Below are 16,408 nucleotides of genomic sequence, written 5' to 3' on the forward strand. Positions count from 1 at the left end.
CTATGTGAGACAAATCGGTTACAATCATTTTACAAAATGCCTACAATTCTCCACCATGGGAGGTAAAAAACAAGTATTGACACTATAGTTACAAAGGTCATATAGATCCCAAAGCCGGTAACAGTATCTGAACTGAAGAAACCGTAGCCCTCACCGATCACAAGATGGACATTGTGGAATGGAAGGAAGAAGTGGGCAACTATGGAGATAAATACTAAGAGGGGCAATGCGATCTCAGGCATTATGCCTGATGTAGCTATTGCTATACCTGGTATTGCGACGGACATAGTTGTAACAACACTCCCAAGCATCATGTGTATCACCATGGCAGCTGCTACGACTGCAAGAATCATAAGGATCGAAAAATCCTGTGGGAAAATCACTGAGAGCCTGCCGAAAATTATCCCCGCAACTCCACTTCCGGTCATAGCAGCACCTATGGAAAAGGTTGCCGTTAAGAATACCATAAGCGGCCACTCTATTGCCTTAAGGTCTTTTATGGAAAGTATCCTTCTGCCAAATAAAAGCAAAGTGCCAATAAGGATAACTCCTGCACTGGGTATGGGATGATACTTTTCAAGCGCCCAGATGAGTATCGTTGCTCCTACGATTGACAGGTTTAACCAGTCTTCGCATCTCATATCCAGCTTAGGCTTCTGGATCAAACCAGGTGAATATCCCCTGAGCTCCTTTCTGTAAACAAAGAGAAAAACTACAATGGTAGCAGTAAGCATCCCAATACCTGGCGCTGCAAGAAGCCTGAACCATTGTGCCTCGCCAATATCGATGCCTGAAAGGTTCACTACAGCAGCATTCATTATTATGTCACCCTTGAGAATCAATGTGTTGGTTATCATCGATATCAGGAAAACCATAAGCAAAAGCAGTTCCTTTAGCTTTCCTTCAATTTTAATGCCATCGCAGTATTCCCTGATTATCATTGCAAGCATTATAAGGCGGCAGAAGGGTTGAGGAACCATAAATATCATTACAAATGCCATGCCGGAGATAACTGCAAGGAGCTTTGCAGGCGTAGTGGCCAAATAACCTATGTAGGGCTTGAACAGCTTATCGATCAGCCTGCTCTTAACTATTCCCTCAGAGAACAGGAAGGAAAATATGATCAGATAGAAATTTTCAGAAAGCGGGAAGAAGAGTATCTCCTCCGCTGGTGCTCCGCTAAAAAGAAGAAAGGAGGAAAGCAGAACTAAGGATGACAGGGTTCTGCTCACTGCCTTGTTTACCCAGAAGGTCAATACCAATAGAAGTGAGGAAAGTATGAACGCCTGGTTTATGGTCATGCCAAGAGGCCTTATCAAAAGGATAATGACTGGTACTATGAAGCTAAGTAGAATTTTCTTTTTTCTATCCATTGAATCACCCTATGTAAGTACTTGATTGCTTTACACTAATAATAGCACAATTAAGTTGTTTATGCTCCGGATTCGAGAAAATAACCAGCCCTTAAAGGTCATATTATTGGGTATAATCAATTATTATGGAATTGAAGATTTTTAGAGAAGACATTTGGGACGAAGGGAGGAAGCGATGAGGAAGATAATTGCCCTTGTGTTGGCATTTTCAATACTTATAATCGGAACAGCCTTTGTATATTCAAAACGAAATGGAGTGATGATACCCTTGAAGCTGCACATAGAATCAGTTGTAGTAGATTCACACAATGATACCATGATGAAGATAGTGGATGAAGAGACATGGCTTCCTTCAGTTGATTTAAGGGGAGACACCGACCTGCAGATAGATCTTGCAAAGCTAAGGGCGGGCAACCTGAGCGTTCCGCTCTTTGCAGCTTACTCGTCTCCATACCATGGGAATCCGGACAGAAGCGTAAGCAGGACTCTTGCTCTGATCAATGCGCTCTATTATACGGAGAAGCACAACAGGGATATACTTAAAATATCCTCCAGCTACAAGGAAATAGAAGCTGCCTTGTTAAAAAAGATGATAGCAGCTGTGCCTGCAATCGAAGGAGCCTATTCCTTGTCTGAGGGAAATGCGCACGAGCTCCTTAAGCAGTATGACGATCTGGGGATCAAAGCCATAGGATTTACCTGGAATTACTCAAATGCACTTGGCGAAGGATTATACAGGTCTTATGCCGACAGAGACGGCAGCTTTTCTCAGGGTGGACTAACTGAGCTGGGAAGAAAAACTGTTGAAGAAATGAACCGGCTTGGAATGGTGATTGATGTTAGTCATCTTGCTGAAACGAGCTTCTGGGATGTGATAGAGACTTCCAGGCTGCCGATCATCGCGTCCCACTCCGGTGCGTTTTCAGAGTTTATCCACGAGAGAAACCTCAAGGACGATCAGATCCTTGCAATCAAGGAGAACGGCGGAGTGGTAGGTGTCGTATTCTATACGGACTTTATCAGTGAACCGGGCACTGCATCAATATCCAGGATAGTTGATCACATAGACCACATAGTGAAGCTTGCAGGCATTGATCACGCAGGACTTGGCTCAGACTTTGACGGCGCGGTAATGCCGCAAGATCTGGGGGATTCCTCCGGGATGTATAAGATAACTGAGGAGCTTGTAAAAAGAGGTTACTCTGAGCTTGATATTAAGAAGATACTTGGCTTGAATATGCTTAGAGTGATTAAGGAAAATGACATGGCAAGGATAGAGGAGCCATCACTTGAAGGAGTAACTATAACACCGCTTCTTCAGATGGGTGAGCGGTTTATTACGAAAACGCCTTCTCTTAGGGCGTCCATAACAGGAAATAATGGCAAGGATTTGAGTTATCGGGTGATACTAAACGGTATTCCCCATAAAGCAGTGATAGAGAATGATCAAATCCTGCTGGATATCTCCTCGCCCCTTAAAGAGAAGTTCTATGTAGTTACCTTCGAAGCAAGCGATGGATCAGGCTCGGTTGAAAGAGCCACGAGGATACTGTATATAGAAGAAAATTAAGGGAGTAGAAGCAGGCGACTCGGTCTGCTCAAAAGATAGAATTATGAAGCAATCGAGGGACACTACTTTTTTCGGACCGCTCACGGCCGCTTGGCCAGGAAATGTCCTTAAAAGTAGTGTCCCTCAATCATCTTTGCTCAACATGCAATTTTAATTTAATTGTATTCGAAAGAGAAATAACAGACGAATCTTACTATCCTACTATCTAAACAGGTAAAACAGCGCACTGGGGAAGAAGATGTGGATCAGTAGCAGCACTACCGTCACCGCAGCCATCCTTTTATGCCACTGAAAAAGCACTCGCTTTTTCAACCTGTAGAAGCTCCCTCCAAGAGCTGCCGTTGCAAAGGCAGAAAGGTAAAGAAGAGTCCCCGTGTGGAGCCTGAAACCACCCAGTGCCATATAGCCGTGAATAGGTGCAAGTATAGCGAGGGCAACACCCAGAGGCTTGTGGAATCTTCTTAAAATCTTTATCAGATCCCTGAAACCGTTACTCTTTGTCTTTATAATGTGTTTATTCAGAAAATTAAGCAGGAAGGGTGAAAGAAGAATCACCAATATACCTGCATTCAACCATCCCAATACCGAATACATAGAACACCCCCAGCTCTTTTAGTCTGCCAGCTTTCCAACTGCAGGAACATTTTCAAGCTTTCCAACTCCATGCGGGGAATCGTTTTTGATAGCATCTGTCAAATCCTGTCCGGCCTGGAAGCCATTGTGCCCGCCTTCCTTCCAAGCAGGCGAGTCTGTCATATCATATATGATGCCATCAACTGCAACGTAGGCTCTTCTTCCATCTTTTCCATCGTATTCAGCCAACTCCTCGAGTGTCAGCACCAGCTCCTCAGAGGGCTCCTCTGCCGGCTCTTCTGCAGGTGCAGTTGCACAACCAGCCAAAACCATTATGGCTATCGCCAATATCAGTAGCAGATTAAAATACTTTCTTTTCATAGATATCGCTCCTTTCGTATTTAAAGGGGTTGATGCTATTATACCCAGCAAGGGTTTAATGCCAACAAAAACAGTAGGTTATAAGCAAAAAAATGAATATGCATCAGGCTGTGAATTTGATATAATATACTAAAGTGCACACTTAACTATTTCTAAAGTTGGCTCTTAAAATTCATAAATCAAGGGGGTAATATATGTACTTACATAAAAAGATAAAAACAGAAGATGCTCTTGACATAGACCGAATTCAGGTTCGTAAGGCAAAGCCGGGCGATGAGGAAGGAATTTACAGAGTAGCCTGCAGCGTCAGCGGACAAAAGGATTCATATCAAGGCTTTCTGATGGATGATTATCATTCAGACCCTGAATACTACTTGAATTTCTTCAGGGACAGAATAGAGAACCTGGAGTATTTTTTCGTGGCAACGATCAATAGTAAAATAATTGGATTTTCGCTCTCCTATAAGAAATCAATGTGGCTAAAGTATTATCCTGATTGGATAGAAAAAATCAACTGGCACCCCAGCTTTGATAAAAGCTTCCTCAATGATTTCGTACTCATCGACAAAACCGCAATAGTGGCTGAGCACACAGGTGAAGGAATAGGAAGCCTGATATATGAAGAGATCATCAAGCAGATGAGGTCTCATAATATCCATTACATATTCTCAGAGACTCTTGTGGATCCTGTACCGAACTTTGCGTCACTTTCATTCAGAAAGAAGCAAAATTACCATCTTGCAGGGATGAGATATGAGGAGCACAAAGGGATTATGTATACAGACCTGATTTACTGGAAGAAAATATGATGGACTCCGCCTGAAGGCGGGGTTTTTTGTTAATAAAAGCCAAATATTTAAATAAAATACTGTATTGCTGCTACGGATGGACAATAGGACTATTTTCCCATATTGAGTATAGCAGGACAATAACAATCAGATAAGTTAACTGGACAGATAGTCCGATCTTAAGCTCATAAACATAGGGTAGCAAAGTCCATTGCTGATCTGACAGAAAAAGCTCGTCTGACTAAAGGATATACCATAGTCGCGTGCGTAGGCTGTAAAGTCTTCGAACAACAGATTTTAAGCCAATTGTTAATTGACATATTCCCTAAATCTGGTATACTTTAAATATGCTTTGGTATAATGCTACCAAAAAAAGTTAAAAATTTAACTAACAAAATCTGAGGAGGGCAAAAAAATGAAAAGCAAAGCACGAATTATGAGCCTGCTTTTGGTACTTATGATGTTTGCAACAGTGCTTACAGCATGCGCACCAGAGGCAGAACCTGCACCTGCACCAGCAGAGCGAAAGACTCTTACTGGAATCGGCGAGGGATTTGGAGGGGAAATAAAGGCAACTGTTGTAGTAGAAGGCGATAAGATAATCAGCGTTGAGGTAGTTGGAGAGGATGAGACTGCTGGAGTAGGCACACCAGCTCTTGAACAGCTTCCAGCTATTATTGTTGAAGCTAATTCAACAGAAGTTGATGTAATATCTGGAGCTACATATACCAGCGAAGGGATAATATATGCGGTGAATAATGCATTGGATCCTGCCGCCTATCCAGCACCAGAACCAGCACCTGCAGAACCAGCTCTAATAGAAGAGGATGTACTTAGGGAAGCTGCTTTGAACTTGTTGAACAATATTCCTGACAACAACTTCATAATGGCTTCAGACGCAGCATTGGCACTTGCTGAGGAAAATCCCGATGCAGTACTTTGGGTAGACCTTAGAGCAGCTGAAGACTATGCTAAGGGTCATATAACAAACGCAGTAAACATTCCATGGGCTACACTTGGAGATAACCTTGAGGTCCTTCCAATGAACAAGCAGATCATATTCCAGTGCTATTCTGGACAAACCTCTGCTCAGGCAACTGCACTTGCTCAAATGCTGGGCTTCAATGCAGTATCCTTCAGAGGTGGAATGAACTTTGGATGGGCTCCCCTAAACCTTGGAGAGGACACACTGCAAATGGATGCTAATCCACTTCCTGCAGCAAAGGCTCCTGAGCTTGACGAGAAAGAGCAAATCATCTGGGATGCTGTAAAGGCTTATTTCCCACCAGAAAAGAACAATATCATAGCTCCTGCAGATCTTCTTGCATTGGTAGAAGAAAATCCGGATGCAATAACAGTTCTGGACATCAGAGCGGCAGAGGACTATGCTAAGGGACACATTGAAACTGCAATGAACATCCCATTTAAGACTGTCGGAGCAAATATCGATCAGATCCCGATGAACAGACCAGTTTATGTTACCTGCTACACAGGGCAGACAGCTGGAATTACAATAGCTCCAATGAGGATCATGGGCTTTAACGCAATCAGCCTTAACAGAGGAATGACCGGTTGGGATGGAGAAGCTCTTCCCACAGTAACTGAGTAATAACTGGCAAAAGCGATTACACAATAACCTATTAGTTGGACAGGAGGTGAAGTCTATGTCCAAACCCAAGGTTTTTAACAATTGGATAACAAGCCTTGTGGTTGTGGCAGTACTTGGCGTGGCGGCTTTAGGAGTATACCAGTTCGTCATAGCTCCAACACTGCCTGAAGAACAGTATACTGAAGTAGGGGGCGGAGAGGACAAGCCATTTGAATTCCCGTCCATCGACAGCTCAAGCTGTGTGGCCTGCCATACAAGTGAGGCTGTCATAGCAGCATCGGATTGGGGCAAAGACAGGCCTGTTGCTGAAAACACTGGTGGCTGAGGCGCCGCTGGCCCACAGTTGGAAACTGTGCAAATGTTTTTAGTATCAGAGGAATTCGTTGCATCAACTCATGGAAGCCTGGGCTGCATCACCTGTCATGGTGGCGAAAACGCACCTGACAAAGCAGTTGCCCATACCGACATGAATCCTTATCCGTCAAGAGATTATGAATCAACCTGCAGCGCATGCCACTCCGATGTAACAGGAGATTTCGACACTGCCATCCACTTCAACCTTAATGGAATGGCTAATGGTCTCTCGGAGTATGCAGGAATAACATCGTTGTCAGAGTCACCCCATCATGAAGAGGTATTTGGCAATGACTGTTACAAATGCCATGCAACCTGCGGGGACTGCCACGTCAGCAGACCAAAGAATTTTTCCAACGGTCTTGTTGAACAGCACACATTCCAGGGTACTCCTTCAATGGAGAACAACTGCTACGCATGCCATAATGCAAGAAACGGTGGAGAGTTTATGGGATTGGTAGGCTTTGGCAGTGACGTCCACTTTGATGCAGGCATGACTTGTATGGACTGTCACCCGGTCAACAACTTCCATGGAACCGGAGAAGTACCTTATGATATGTGGGAGGTTGATCTACCGAGCTGTACCGACTGCCACACTGACAAGGATCCTGCAGTTGCAACAGACGTAGAGCATAAGGTCCATGGGGATTCGCTTTCATGTCAGGTATGTCACGCTCAGGCAAACAACAACTGCTACGAGTGTCACCTTGACGAAAAAGCTGATGGCTCAGGACTACAAAGCTCCTCGGAAATGAAAATTCAGTTTAGAGTAGGCTATAATCCCGAGCCTACTGAGGAAAGACCTTACAAGTATGTAGTACTTAGACACGTTCCCGGACAAGAATCCATGCTTGAGGTAGTTGAGGAGAATATGATGCCTAACTTTGACCAAAAGGTCAACTGGAACTATTCACCTTCCCACAATGTTCAGAAGAGCACCTTCCAGAACGAAAGCTGCGAAGCTTGCCATACCAACACCAGGATATGGCTTACCGAGGATGATTTAAGAGAAACGGACAGCGAGGCAAACAAGGCGCTTATTCCAGCGTTGCCGCCTTCACTGGATCACTAAAACAAGGGGGAGCCCAGCTCCCCTTTTTGTGCATTAATTCTCAATTAGGAGGTAGATGACAATCAAGAAGTTCATCAGATATCTTACAAGTCTTGGGCTTGCGATCGCTCTTTTCATACTGATAGCAGCCTATTCCATCATTGGGACCGTTCTACCTCAGGGGTTGCAAAGGGAATTCTACATAGAAAGCTACAATAGTTTTGGAAACATAATACTTGCAATGCAGTTTGACAGAGTGTACAGCTCATGGATATTCAGGGTCCTTCTTGGAGTATTCATAGTAAATCTAGTGGGTTGTACCTTAAAAATACTTCCGTCACAGCTTGCCAGGCTGAAAGAGGAATATTTCCCACAGCCAAAGGCAGATGGAGACTCCTACAGCCTCGAACAGGGAGAAGATGAAGCCCTCAAGGATCAGCTTAAGAAACAGAGATATAGAATAACTGAAACTGATACAGGCTACAGAGCATCTAAAAGCAGAATAGGAAGTATAGGCTCTTCAGTGACCCATTTGGGGATAATCATAATAGTCCTTGGAAGCTTTTTGGGAAATATGTTTGCCGAGGAAGGATTTTTTAATCTGGTTCCTGGCGATATAAAGCCTTTCCCGGAATATGGCTTCTCCTTAAGACTGGATGATTTTTACCTGGGCTTTAGAGAAAACAATACTGTTGAGCAGTATTACAGTGAGGTTTCAGTCTTGAGCCCGGAAGGAGGGGAATTAAAGGAAAAGCTGTGGGTCAACAAACCATTGAAGGTCCAGTCACTTAATTTCTACCAGACAAGCTATGGCTGGGCAAGCAGACTGTATATCAAGGACTCAACAGGGGAGGTACTTGAAAGCAGGCTGCTCAGGAGTGGAGAATCCCATTTTTACCAACCGAGCCATATTACTATTTACCTCTACGGCTATTATCCTGACTTTAACATAACAAGCCAGGGAGAGCCTCTAACGATGTCGGAGAAGGAAAATAACCCCCACTATGCTGTCGTACTCTACCAGTTCAACAATCATATAGGCTCATATATACTTGAACCTGGGCAGACGATAGATATGGATGGCTACACGATTTCCTTTAATGACTCTGTTCTTTACACGGGTCTTACCTATAGGAAGGATTTTGGCTACTTCTTCGTATTGGCAGGAAGCCTTGCGATGCTTCTTGGTTTGATACTTTCCTTCTATCTTTATCCAAGGTTTATTATTGTTGAGAATGGAAGGGTTTCTCCAATAACAAGGCAGAACAGCTGGGGCTTCAGCTACCAGGTAAGAAGGATGCTAAAGCAGATAACGGGACGGGAGGTAAGCTGATATGGATATAATATTTTATGAGGAATTGTTTTTTACCTTGGGATTCATAGCATATACATTGTCTGCAATAGGATTTTTTATATATGTGGCACTTAAAAAGGATTCCGTTGGGAAAGCGGCTGTTCTGCTTGCAACACTGGGGTTTGCGATCCACACTCTGGCGATCGTCCTTAGGGTCATAGAGTCAGGCAGACTCCCCTTCAGCAATCAGTTCGAGTTTGCCACAAGCTTTACCTGGGGCATAGTAATGTGCTACCTCGTGCTTCACTATGCTTATAAATTCACTGCAGTAGGGGCATTTGTAATGCCTATAGCTTTCCTTGTGATGGGATATGCATCTATGCTTCCTAAGAATATCAAGCCCTTGATGCCAGCTCTTCAGAGCGGTTGGCTGCCACTTCATGTGGGAACGGCCGTAATAAGCTATGGGGCTTTTGCAGTAGCAGCCGGTCTGTCAACAATGTATCTTCTGAATCTCAGAAAAGGAGCAGGCTCATCCGGGAAGGGATCCTTGCCTGATGCTGAGGTATGCGACTACCTAAGTTATAGGGTAATTGCATTTGGATTCCTTATGCTGACTCTTGTGATCATAACCGGGGCAATCTGGGCAAAAGCTGCCTGGTCCAGGTATTGGGGATGGGATCCAAAGGAGACCTGGTCTTTGATAACCTGGCTTATATACTCAGTATATCTTCATCTCAGGTTCAATAGAGGATGGAAGGGTAAGCCCGCGGCATTATTTTCGATAATAGGCTTTATTTGCGTCATATTCACATTTATTGGAGTCAATACCTTCTTGCCGGGTATACACAGCTACCGATAACAATTGACAGTTGACAATTGACAATGAAAAGCCAAGAGCTAAAAGCTAAAAAGGCAGTTATTAGCAGGTAGTAGGTAGTTGTTAGCGAAATGATGAGATCCCTCGACTGCGCTCGGGATGACAGTAAATGAGTCATCGGAACGGTTAGAGGGATTTTTGATTTTAACTGAGATTCCTGAATTGTGAATAGTGAATTGTAATTTCAATTGTGCATTGTGCATTGTGAATTGTGAATTGTAATTTCAATTGTGCCTTGTGAATTATTAATAATTGGGTAACAATACCCTGAGGTGAGTTATCATGGACAATTTTACTAAGAAACGATTCAAGAAACCAAAGGAATTTATCGAAGGGATCACCAGGGGAGATCTTTCCTTTAGAAAAAGAGAGTTTGATTTTAACAAGTCAGTGAAGACTGTCAAGGAGCTTTCGGAGGACGGAAAGCTATTAAAATCCAAGGCCGAGGAGCTTAAGGAGGCTCATGAAAGACTCTTACATCCGGATCCCGAGCTGAAAAGAGAGTTCATAGACGGACAAAGAGGTAAGAAGAGGAAATAGATCAACCTTCGTTGGTCTTTTTTTACGAGGAGGCATCGATATGAAGGTGGAGAGAATAACTTTTAAGGACCTGAATGGTAGAACTGAAAGCCAGAGCCGGGCTGTATTGATAGAAGGACTTGGCATAGAAGGAGATCTCAAGGCGAATGGAGGCGATAGACAGATTTCCTTGCTGCCTCTTTGGGTCAGGGAGAGGATCGAGCAGGGAAAAGTTGAAGGCCTTTGCATCTCCAGGTTCAGGGAGAATATCACCTGGTCGGGAGAAGGTGAGCTGGTTAAGGGTGATAAGTATAAAATTGGTGAAGTATTGCTGGAGATTTCAAAATTGAGCAAAAAATGCTTTGGCGAATGTCACAATATTGTCAAAAACACTCCCTGTCCACTAATATTTACTGTCAGCTATGCAATTATTTTAAGGGGCGGAGTCATAAAAATAAATGACGAAATTGAGCCATTGCAATCGTGACAACAATTTCTCAATGATTCGAATAATAAGAATTAATTGATAATTTATTCTCAAATTATTGATTTATGGTTGCACTTAATATAAAATTCCATCTTTGACAGTTGAGAGACACAAAAACTCTGGAATGCATTGTAATTAGTGCACTTCAGAGTTTTCGCTTTGTTTAAAAACTGCGTAATGTATTCTTCTTTTTTGTTTCCTTAAAATAATTTTTCATCTTTTTTATGCTTACTATCTCATAATCTGTTCTGAACCCAAATGCCTCATGCAAAGCATCAGTAAAATCAGTTCTCGTGTAGGTTGGAATATATCCTTCTGTTGGAATAGAGTAGAAATTCATATCTCTTAAACCATTAATAATCTCCTGACTTGTAAATTGTTCACCTAATAATTTCTCTAAATATCTATATAAAACTAATGCAAGAAAACATGTAGTGAAATGTGCCTGTATACGATCGTCTCTGCTTAAATAAACAGGCCTTGCCTTAAATTCTGATTTCATAATTCTAAAACATTCTTCAATTTCCCATCTTCTGTGGTTAATCTTTGTAATAGCTTCAGCATCATCTTCTAAATTTGTACATACAGCATAAAATCCATCATACTTTTCTTCTTTAACCACTGCATCTGTATCTATACCATATATAGTTTCATCTGCAATTTCTCCATCCTTTGTAACGTTTGTAGATGATATAAACCTTCTGAAGTCATTTTGATTTTTCTTTTTGATATCTGATTTTCTGTTTGTAATTAACTTAGCTGCACGTTCTAGCTGCCCAGCTCTAATCTTTCGTTGGTAATCTCTGTATTTGAGAGAATAGGTAACAATAAGCTTTTGCTCAAGCCCATCTTCTTTTATCCAACGTTCTTTGTAAAAGGTTTTATTTTTGTACTTATCATAGTTTTCTCCATCTTGATCGATTAGGTTAATATCAAATAAATTATCACTGCCTGCTAGGTGCCATCCTGTTGGATCAAGAGCCCACTCTTTCAAATGTTTCTTTAATTTTTTTACAGACTGAGTTGTAATAAATGCTCTACCATTTATGTCATTAAATTTACGATTATCTGTTGAAGATAATCCAGCATCAGTACATACAATGAATTTAGATAACTCAAAGTCTTTAAAAATTCTCTTCTCTAGCGGTTTCAGAGTAGTTTGTTCATTGGTATTACCACTATGAATATCGAAAGCAAGGGGGATACCATCACCATCCATAAATAGTCCCATTCCCACTATAGGATTAGGCTTATGTTCCTTAGAAAATCCATATTGTTTAAGTCCATCTTCATTTTCTATCTCAAAAAAATAATTAGTGCAATCATAATAGAGAATACGGTCGTTTCTTTTTGAAACAGATAAACTATTTTCATAGAGTTTTGACTGAATATAATCACTTTCTTTTGCAATAACCTCTAAAGCCCTATAAATATGCTGCAAATCAAAGTCTGGCTCTTCTAAAAGATTACTAGACTCCTGATAAGTATTTAATTTTGAAGAAGGAAAAAGGATTCTTCCGTAAATTAACCTTGAAAGAATTGAGTCAAGATTAAATTCAAACTTATATTTAGCAGAGATATTATCACAGATCTTATTTAGTCCAAGCATATGATAAAGCTGCTGTAAGAATAAATATCCACCATTAAAAGACCTTTGGATATTCTTATCAATTTGCCTTGATTGACTATATTTCACAATAACATCTCTATTTTGTTCATCTTCCTTTTTATTTAATTCATCAATATATTCTTTTGCCCATTCAATAGGATCTTGTCCATTTAATTTTTCTTCTAATTCTCTTACAGTACCTAATTTCTCAACTATTTTAGTAGTACGTTTATTTCCTTCTATAACATCTTTGATAACATAAAGTGAAGTCGAATTCTTAGACTTTGAAAATGATAATCTCATATTAAAACTCCCCCTATGCTTTATATTATAATATATTACGATATATTACGCAATAAATATTTCCGAAAATTGACAAAAAAATAAAGCCTTTCCAATGGCTTTAGCGATTATTTTTTGAAGTAAGTGTCAAAGACCCGTCTCAATGATTCGAATAATAAGAATTAATTGATAATTTATTCTCAAATTATTGATTTATGGTTGCACTTAATATAAAATCAATTAATATAGGCGTAGTGTTATTATTTTTTAAATAACCGTATATTGGGGGTGAAGCGATGGCAATGGATGCTATTCAGATTGTTAAGGAAGCGGAGGAGAAGGCGAGGGAAATTCTCGACTCAACCACTGCTGCAGCAAAGAGAGCCGCTGAGGAAGCAGTTAAAAATGCTGATGAGGAGTACCACAGAATACTGACTCAAGCGGAATCAGAGGCTGAGATGATAAAAAATAGAGCAATTGAAGAAGGAGAAGCCATAGCAAAACCGATTCTGGAAAAGGGTCAGTCAGAGGCTGAGGCCATAAGGGGCATCGACAGCGTCAAGCTGGACAGAATCGTTGATATTATAATCGAGAGGATCGTGAAGACTGATGGCAATAGTTAAGATGAGCCAATTCAGCCTGTTTGCCTTCGATGATCACAAGGAGGAGCTTCTCAAGCACCTTCAAAGGTTCGAGTACGTCCATTTCAGCAATCTTGAGGAAGACAAGGATCTTACAAGCCTTGGACTCAAGGGCGTCAGGACTCCTGAAGGTCTTACAGAGGTGGAGGAGCAGCTGACCAGGATAAACAGCTGTATTGAAACCCTGTCAAAGTATTTTGTCAAGGAGACCGGACTAAAGGCGATGAAAAAGGGTCAGGATACCTACACATTCGCCGAGCTGGAGGAGAAATCCCATCAAATCGACAGCAACAGACTTTGCATTCAGGTCAGGGATCTCTGGAAGGAACGTGAAGGGCATAAGCAGGCTATAGATAAGCTCATGGTTCAGATTGGTGAGCTTAAGCCCTGGAAGGGTATATCATCTCCTCTGAAGGACCTGGACTCCATAAGGGATACTGAGTTGTTTATAGGGACTGTCCCCAGGAAGCTGAAGGAAAAGGTCATAACGGATCTTTCAGAGGTTGAGGGTATCTACTACGAGGTTGTGGATGAGGACAAGGAGAGCCTTTATCTGCTTGTTATGTCCTACGGCCAGGATGCTGAAAAAACAAAGGAATTACTTAGAAATTCAAGCTTTACCAAAGCGATCCTGCATGGTGAGGGAACTCCGTCGGAAGAAATCACTATACTTGAAAGTAAGATCGCTTTACTGCAGGAGCAGATTTCGGAAATAGACGAAAAGCTCAAGGAACTGGCACCTTCCTTGGAAGAGCTCAAGCTAATGTATGATTATCTAAGCAATAAAAAGCTGAGGCTTGCATCTACGGAAAATTTTGTAATGACAGAGAAGGTCAATGTTATAAAGGGGTTCATACCATCAGACAAGGCTTCAGATTTTGAGGAAAGAATAAAGGAAGCTCTCGGAAGCGTATATTACCTTGAGCTTGAAGAGGTGGACAAGGACGATCCGAACGTTCCGATACTCCTTAAAAATTCTGACTTTGCAAGCACCTTTGAATCATTGACGAGCATGTATGCTCTTCCTCAATACAATGAGGTCGACCCAACACCGCTGTTGGCACCATTCTATCTTATATTCTTTGGAATGATGGCTGCAGATGTTGGTTATGGGCTGATAATGCTTATTGGTTCAATGTTTGTTCTGAAAAATTTCAATCTTAAGGACAACACCAGGATGTTCCTGAAGTTCTTTTATTACCTGAGCTTTTCAGTAATAATTTGGGGATTCATATACGGGTCGCTCTTTGGAGGTATCATACCACTGCCGGGAATTTTCGATCCGGCCGAGGATTACAACACTCTTCTTATTCTTTCCATAGCATTTGGATTGATCCACATCTATTTTGCTCTTGGAATAAAGGCATACAAGCTAATAAAAAGCGGAAAGCCCAGGGATGCATTATATGATGTAGGCTTCTGGTATATGGCGTTAACTGGCTCCATAGTCTATCTGCTTAATATTGTTATGACTATGCCGCCAATATTAAAGACTATAAGTCTTGTAGTAATGGTGCTGGGTATGCTGGGGATAGTGGCAACAGGAGGAAGAGAAGCAAAGAGCGTAGCTGGAAGAGTCGGCGGAGGGGTATATGCACTTTACGGGATATCAGGCTATGTAGGCGACTTTGTTTCATATTCGAGGCTTATGGCTCTGGGATTGGCCGGCGGCTTCATTGCCGGCGCCGTAAACATGATGGCAGGGATGGTCGCTCAGTCAGGACCTATAGGCTTTGTTTTCGCCATAATAATCTTCATCTTTGGGCAGACCTTCAACCTGGGGCTTAGCCTCCTCGGTGCGTATGTCCACACAATAAGACTGACCTTCGTTGAGTTCTTCGGGAAGTTCTACGAAGGCGGAGGTAAAAGCTTCAATACATTTAAGAGCAAACCAAAATATATAAACTTAAAATAGGTTAGGGGGAAATGTCAATGTCTTTTACTGAATTCATAGTTTCACAAGGTGGAGTTTTCTTCGGAGGCTTAGGAGTAGCTGTAGCTGTTTTTCTATCAGGTATCGGATCTGCAATAGGTATAGGAATAGTAGGACAGGCTGCATCAGGTCTTGTTATCGAAGAACCCGAAAAATTCGGTCGTTCATTGGTTCTTCAGCTGCTTCCGGGTACACAGGGACTTTACGGCTTTGTAATAGGACTTTTAGTAATGGGTCAGCTTGATATTGGAATGAGTCTTGCAAATGGAATGTATCTTTTTGCCGCCTGTCTTCCAATAGGATTTGTAGGCTGGATGTCGGCAATAGCTCAGGGCAAGACTGCAGCAGCAGGTATAGCTATCCTTGCAAAGAATGAGGAGCACTCAACAAAAGGTATCATCTATGCGGTAATGGTTGAAACCTATGCACTTTTGGCATTCGTTATCTCCCTTATTCTTGTCAACGCTGTAAGTTTCTAGAAAAAGTAAGGATGTGAAGCCATGTCAAAGCTAGAGAGCCTAACCCAGAGGATAATGGATGACGCCAAAGCAAAGGCTGATTCCATAATGGCGGAGGCGGATAGAAAAAGCAAAAGCCTTTTGAATGCCAAGATCAAGGAAGCCAAGGATAAAAGCGAAAAGCTCCTTGAGAAGGCGCATTCAGAAGCTGCCATGGCCAAAGACAGGGTCGTATCCAGCGCCAAGCTTAAGGTAAGGGATGAGAAGCTGTCGGCCAAGCAGGAGATATTGGACAAGGTGTTCGGTATGGCAAAAAATAAGCTTGAAAAATTGGATGACTCAAAATATGGTGAGCTTCTTGGGAAAACACTGGGCAATATTACTATAAAAGGCAAGGGTACCCTGGTGGTTCCGCCTTCCAGAAAAAGCATTGCGGAGAAGGTATCAGGGGAGCTTGCAGTCACAACAGACGAAAACATGCTGCAGGGCTTTATGATAAAGGACGAAGATATAGTGTACAACTACACCTTTGAGTCCTTGGTGGATGAAGCCAGAGAGCAGATGGAGGGCGATATAGCCTTAGAACTCTTCAAAGAATTGGAGTGA

General features: G+C 41.9%; 17 protein-coding genes. 13 read left to right on the forward strand and 4 right to left on the reverse strand.

Annotation, left to right across the window (positions count from 1 at the left end; translation table 11 throughout):
• Positions 1 to 29: 29 nt before the first annotated feature.
• The gene (locus EC328_RS01230; RefSeq protein ID WP_128425112.1) at positions 30 to 1,373 is read right to left on the reverse strand and encodes an SLC13 family permease; all 1,344 of its coding nucleotides are present in this window, start codon (positions 1,371 to 1,373) and stop codon (positions 30 to 32) included.
• A 175-nt stretch (positions 1,374 to 1,548) separates the two neighbouring features.
• On the opposite strand from EC328_RS01230, the gene EC328_RS01235 reads away from it, so the two are divergent.
• Positions 1,549 to 2,943, forward strand: a complete 1,395-nt coding sequence (locus tag EC328_RS01235; protein ID WP_128425113.1) for a dipeptidase — start codon at positions 1,549 to 1,551, stop codon at positions 2,941 to 2,943.
• A gap of 201 nt (positions 2,944 to 3,144) precedes the next feature.
• Here the strand turns inward: EC328_RS01235 and EC328_RS01240 are convergent, their stop codons facing one another.
• A complete protein-coding gene (locus EC328_RS01240; protein ID WP_128425114.1) occupies positions 3,145 to 3,537 on the reverse strand; it encodes a hypothetical protein in 393 nt (130 codons plus the stop codon).
• Positions 3,538 to 3,555: 18 nt separating this feature from the next.
• Positions 3,556 to 3,897: a cytochrome b5 domain-containing protein gene (locus tag EC328_RS01245; protein WP_240671501.1), complete on the reverse strand. Its 342-nt coding sequence runs from the start codon at positions 3,895 to 3,897 to the stop codon at positions 3,556 to 3,558.
• A gap of 194 nt (positions 3,898 to 4,091) precedes the next feature.
• On the opposite strand from EC328_RS01245, the gene EC328_RS01250 reads away from it, so the two are divergent.
• The 8 genes from EC328_RS01250 to EC328_RS01285 all read left to right on the forward strand — a co-directional run bounded on the left by EC328_RS01250 (position 4,092) and on the right by EC328_RS01285 (position 10,879).
• A complete protein-coding gene (locus EC328_RS01250; protein ID WP_128425115.1) occupies positions 4,092 to 4,706 on the forward strand; it encodes a GNAT family N-acetyltransferase in 615 nt (204 codons plus the stop codon).
• Between the two features lie 394 nt (positions 4,707 to 5,100).
• The gene (locus tag EC328_RS01255; protein WP_128425116.1) at positions 5,101 to 6,294 is read left to right on the forward strand and encodes a rhodanese-like domain-containing protein; all 1,194 of its coding nucleotides are present in this window, start codon (positions 5,101 to 5,103) and stop codon (positions 6,292 to 6,294) included.
• A 55-nt stretch (positions 6,295 to 6,349) separates the two neighbouring features.
• Entirely contained in the window at positions 6,350 to 6,619 is a 270-nt protein-coding gene (locus EC328_RS01260) for a hypothetical protein (RefSeq protein WP_128425117.1), read from the forward strand.
• A 33-nt stretch (positions 6,620 to 6,652) separates the two neighbouring features.
• Positions 6,653 to 7,720, forward strand: coding sequence for a cytochrome c3 family protein (locus tag EC328_RS01265; RefSeq protein WP_128425118.1), 1,068 nt, complete (start codon positions 6,653 to 6,655; stop codon positions 7,718 to 7,720).
• A gap of 55 nt (positions 7,721 to 7,775) precedes the next feature.
• A complete protein-coding gene (locus EC328_RS01270) occupies positions 7,776 to 9,032 on the forward strand; it encodes a cytochrome c biogenesis ResB family protein (RefSeq protein ID WP_128425119.1) in 1,257 nt (418 codons plus the stop codon).
• 1 nt (position 9,033) lies between these two features.
• Positions 9,034 to 9,855, forward strand: coding sequence for a c-type cytochrome biogenesis protein CcsB (gene ccsB, locus EC328_RS01275; RefSeq protein ID WP_128425120.1), 822 nt, complete (start codon positions 9,034 to 9,036; stop codon positions 9,853 to 9,855).
• A gap of 300 nt (positions 9,856 to 10,155) precedes the next feature.
• Entirely contained in the window at positions 10,156 to 10,413 is a 258-nt protein-coding gene (locus EC328_RS01280; RefSeq protein WP_128425121.1) for a hypothetical protein, read from the forward strand.
• A gap of 40 nt (positions 10,414 to 10,453) precedes the next feature.
• Positions 10,454 to 10,879: an MOSC domain-containing protein gene (locus tag EC328_RS01285; protein WP_128425122.1), complete on the forward strand. Its 426-nt coding sequence runs from the start codon at positions 10,454 to 10,456 to the stop codon at positions 10,877 to 10,879.
• Between the two features lie 163 nt (positions 10,880 to 11,042).
• On the opposite strand, the gene EC328_RS01290 is transcribed toward EC328_RS01285, so the two are convergent.
• Entirely contained in the window at positions 11,043 to 12,791 is a 1,749-nt protein-coding gene (locus EC328_RS01290; protein ID WP_128425123.1) for an IS1634 family transposase, read from the reverse strand.
• 275 nt (positions 12,792 to 13,066) lie between these two features.
• Here EC328_RS01290 and EC328_RS01295 point away from each other — a divergent pair, with 275 nt between their 5' ends.
• From EC328_RS01295 to EC328_RS01310, 4 genes are read left to right on the forward strand one after another with little or no spacing between them, the layout of a single operon-like run.
• The gene (locus EC328_RS01295) at positions 13,067 to 13,393 is read left to right on the forward strand and encodes an ATPase (protein WP_128425124.1); all 327 of its coding nucleotides are present in this window, start codon (positions 13,067 to 13,069) and stop codon (positions 13,391 to 13,393) included.
• Positions 13,380 to 15,326, forward strand: a complete 1,947-nt coding sequence (locus EC328_RS01300; protein WP_128425125.1) for a V-type ATP synthase subunit I — start codon at positions 13,380 to 13,382, stop codon at positions 15,324 to 15,326. Before EC328_RS01295 ends, EC328_RS01300 begins: the two co-directional genes overlap by 14 nt.
• 17 nt (positions 15,327 to 15,343) lie before the next feature.
• Complete coding sequence (locus EC328_RS01305; protein ID WP_206363888.1) at positions 15,344 to 15,823, forward strand: V-type ATP synthase subunit K; 480 nt, start codon at positions 15,344 to 15,346, stop codon at positions 15,821 to 15,823.
• Between the two features lie 21 nt (positions 15,824 to 15,844).
• A complete protein-coding gene (locus tag EC328_RS01310; protein WP_128425127.1) occupies positions 15,845 to 16,408 on the forward strand; it encodes a V-type ATP synthase subunit E in 564 nt (187 codons plus the stop codon).

Source organism: Gudongella oleilytica (genome assembly GCF_004101785.1).
Classification (GTDB): domain Bacteria; phylum Bacillota; class Clostridia; order Tissierellales; family Tissierellaceae; genus Gudongella; species Gudongella oleilytica.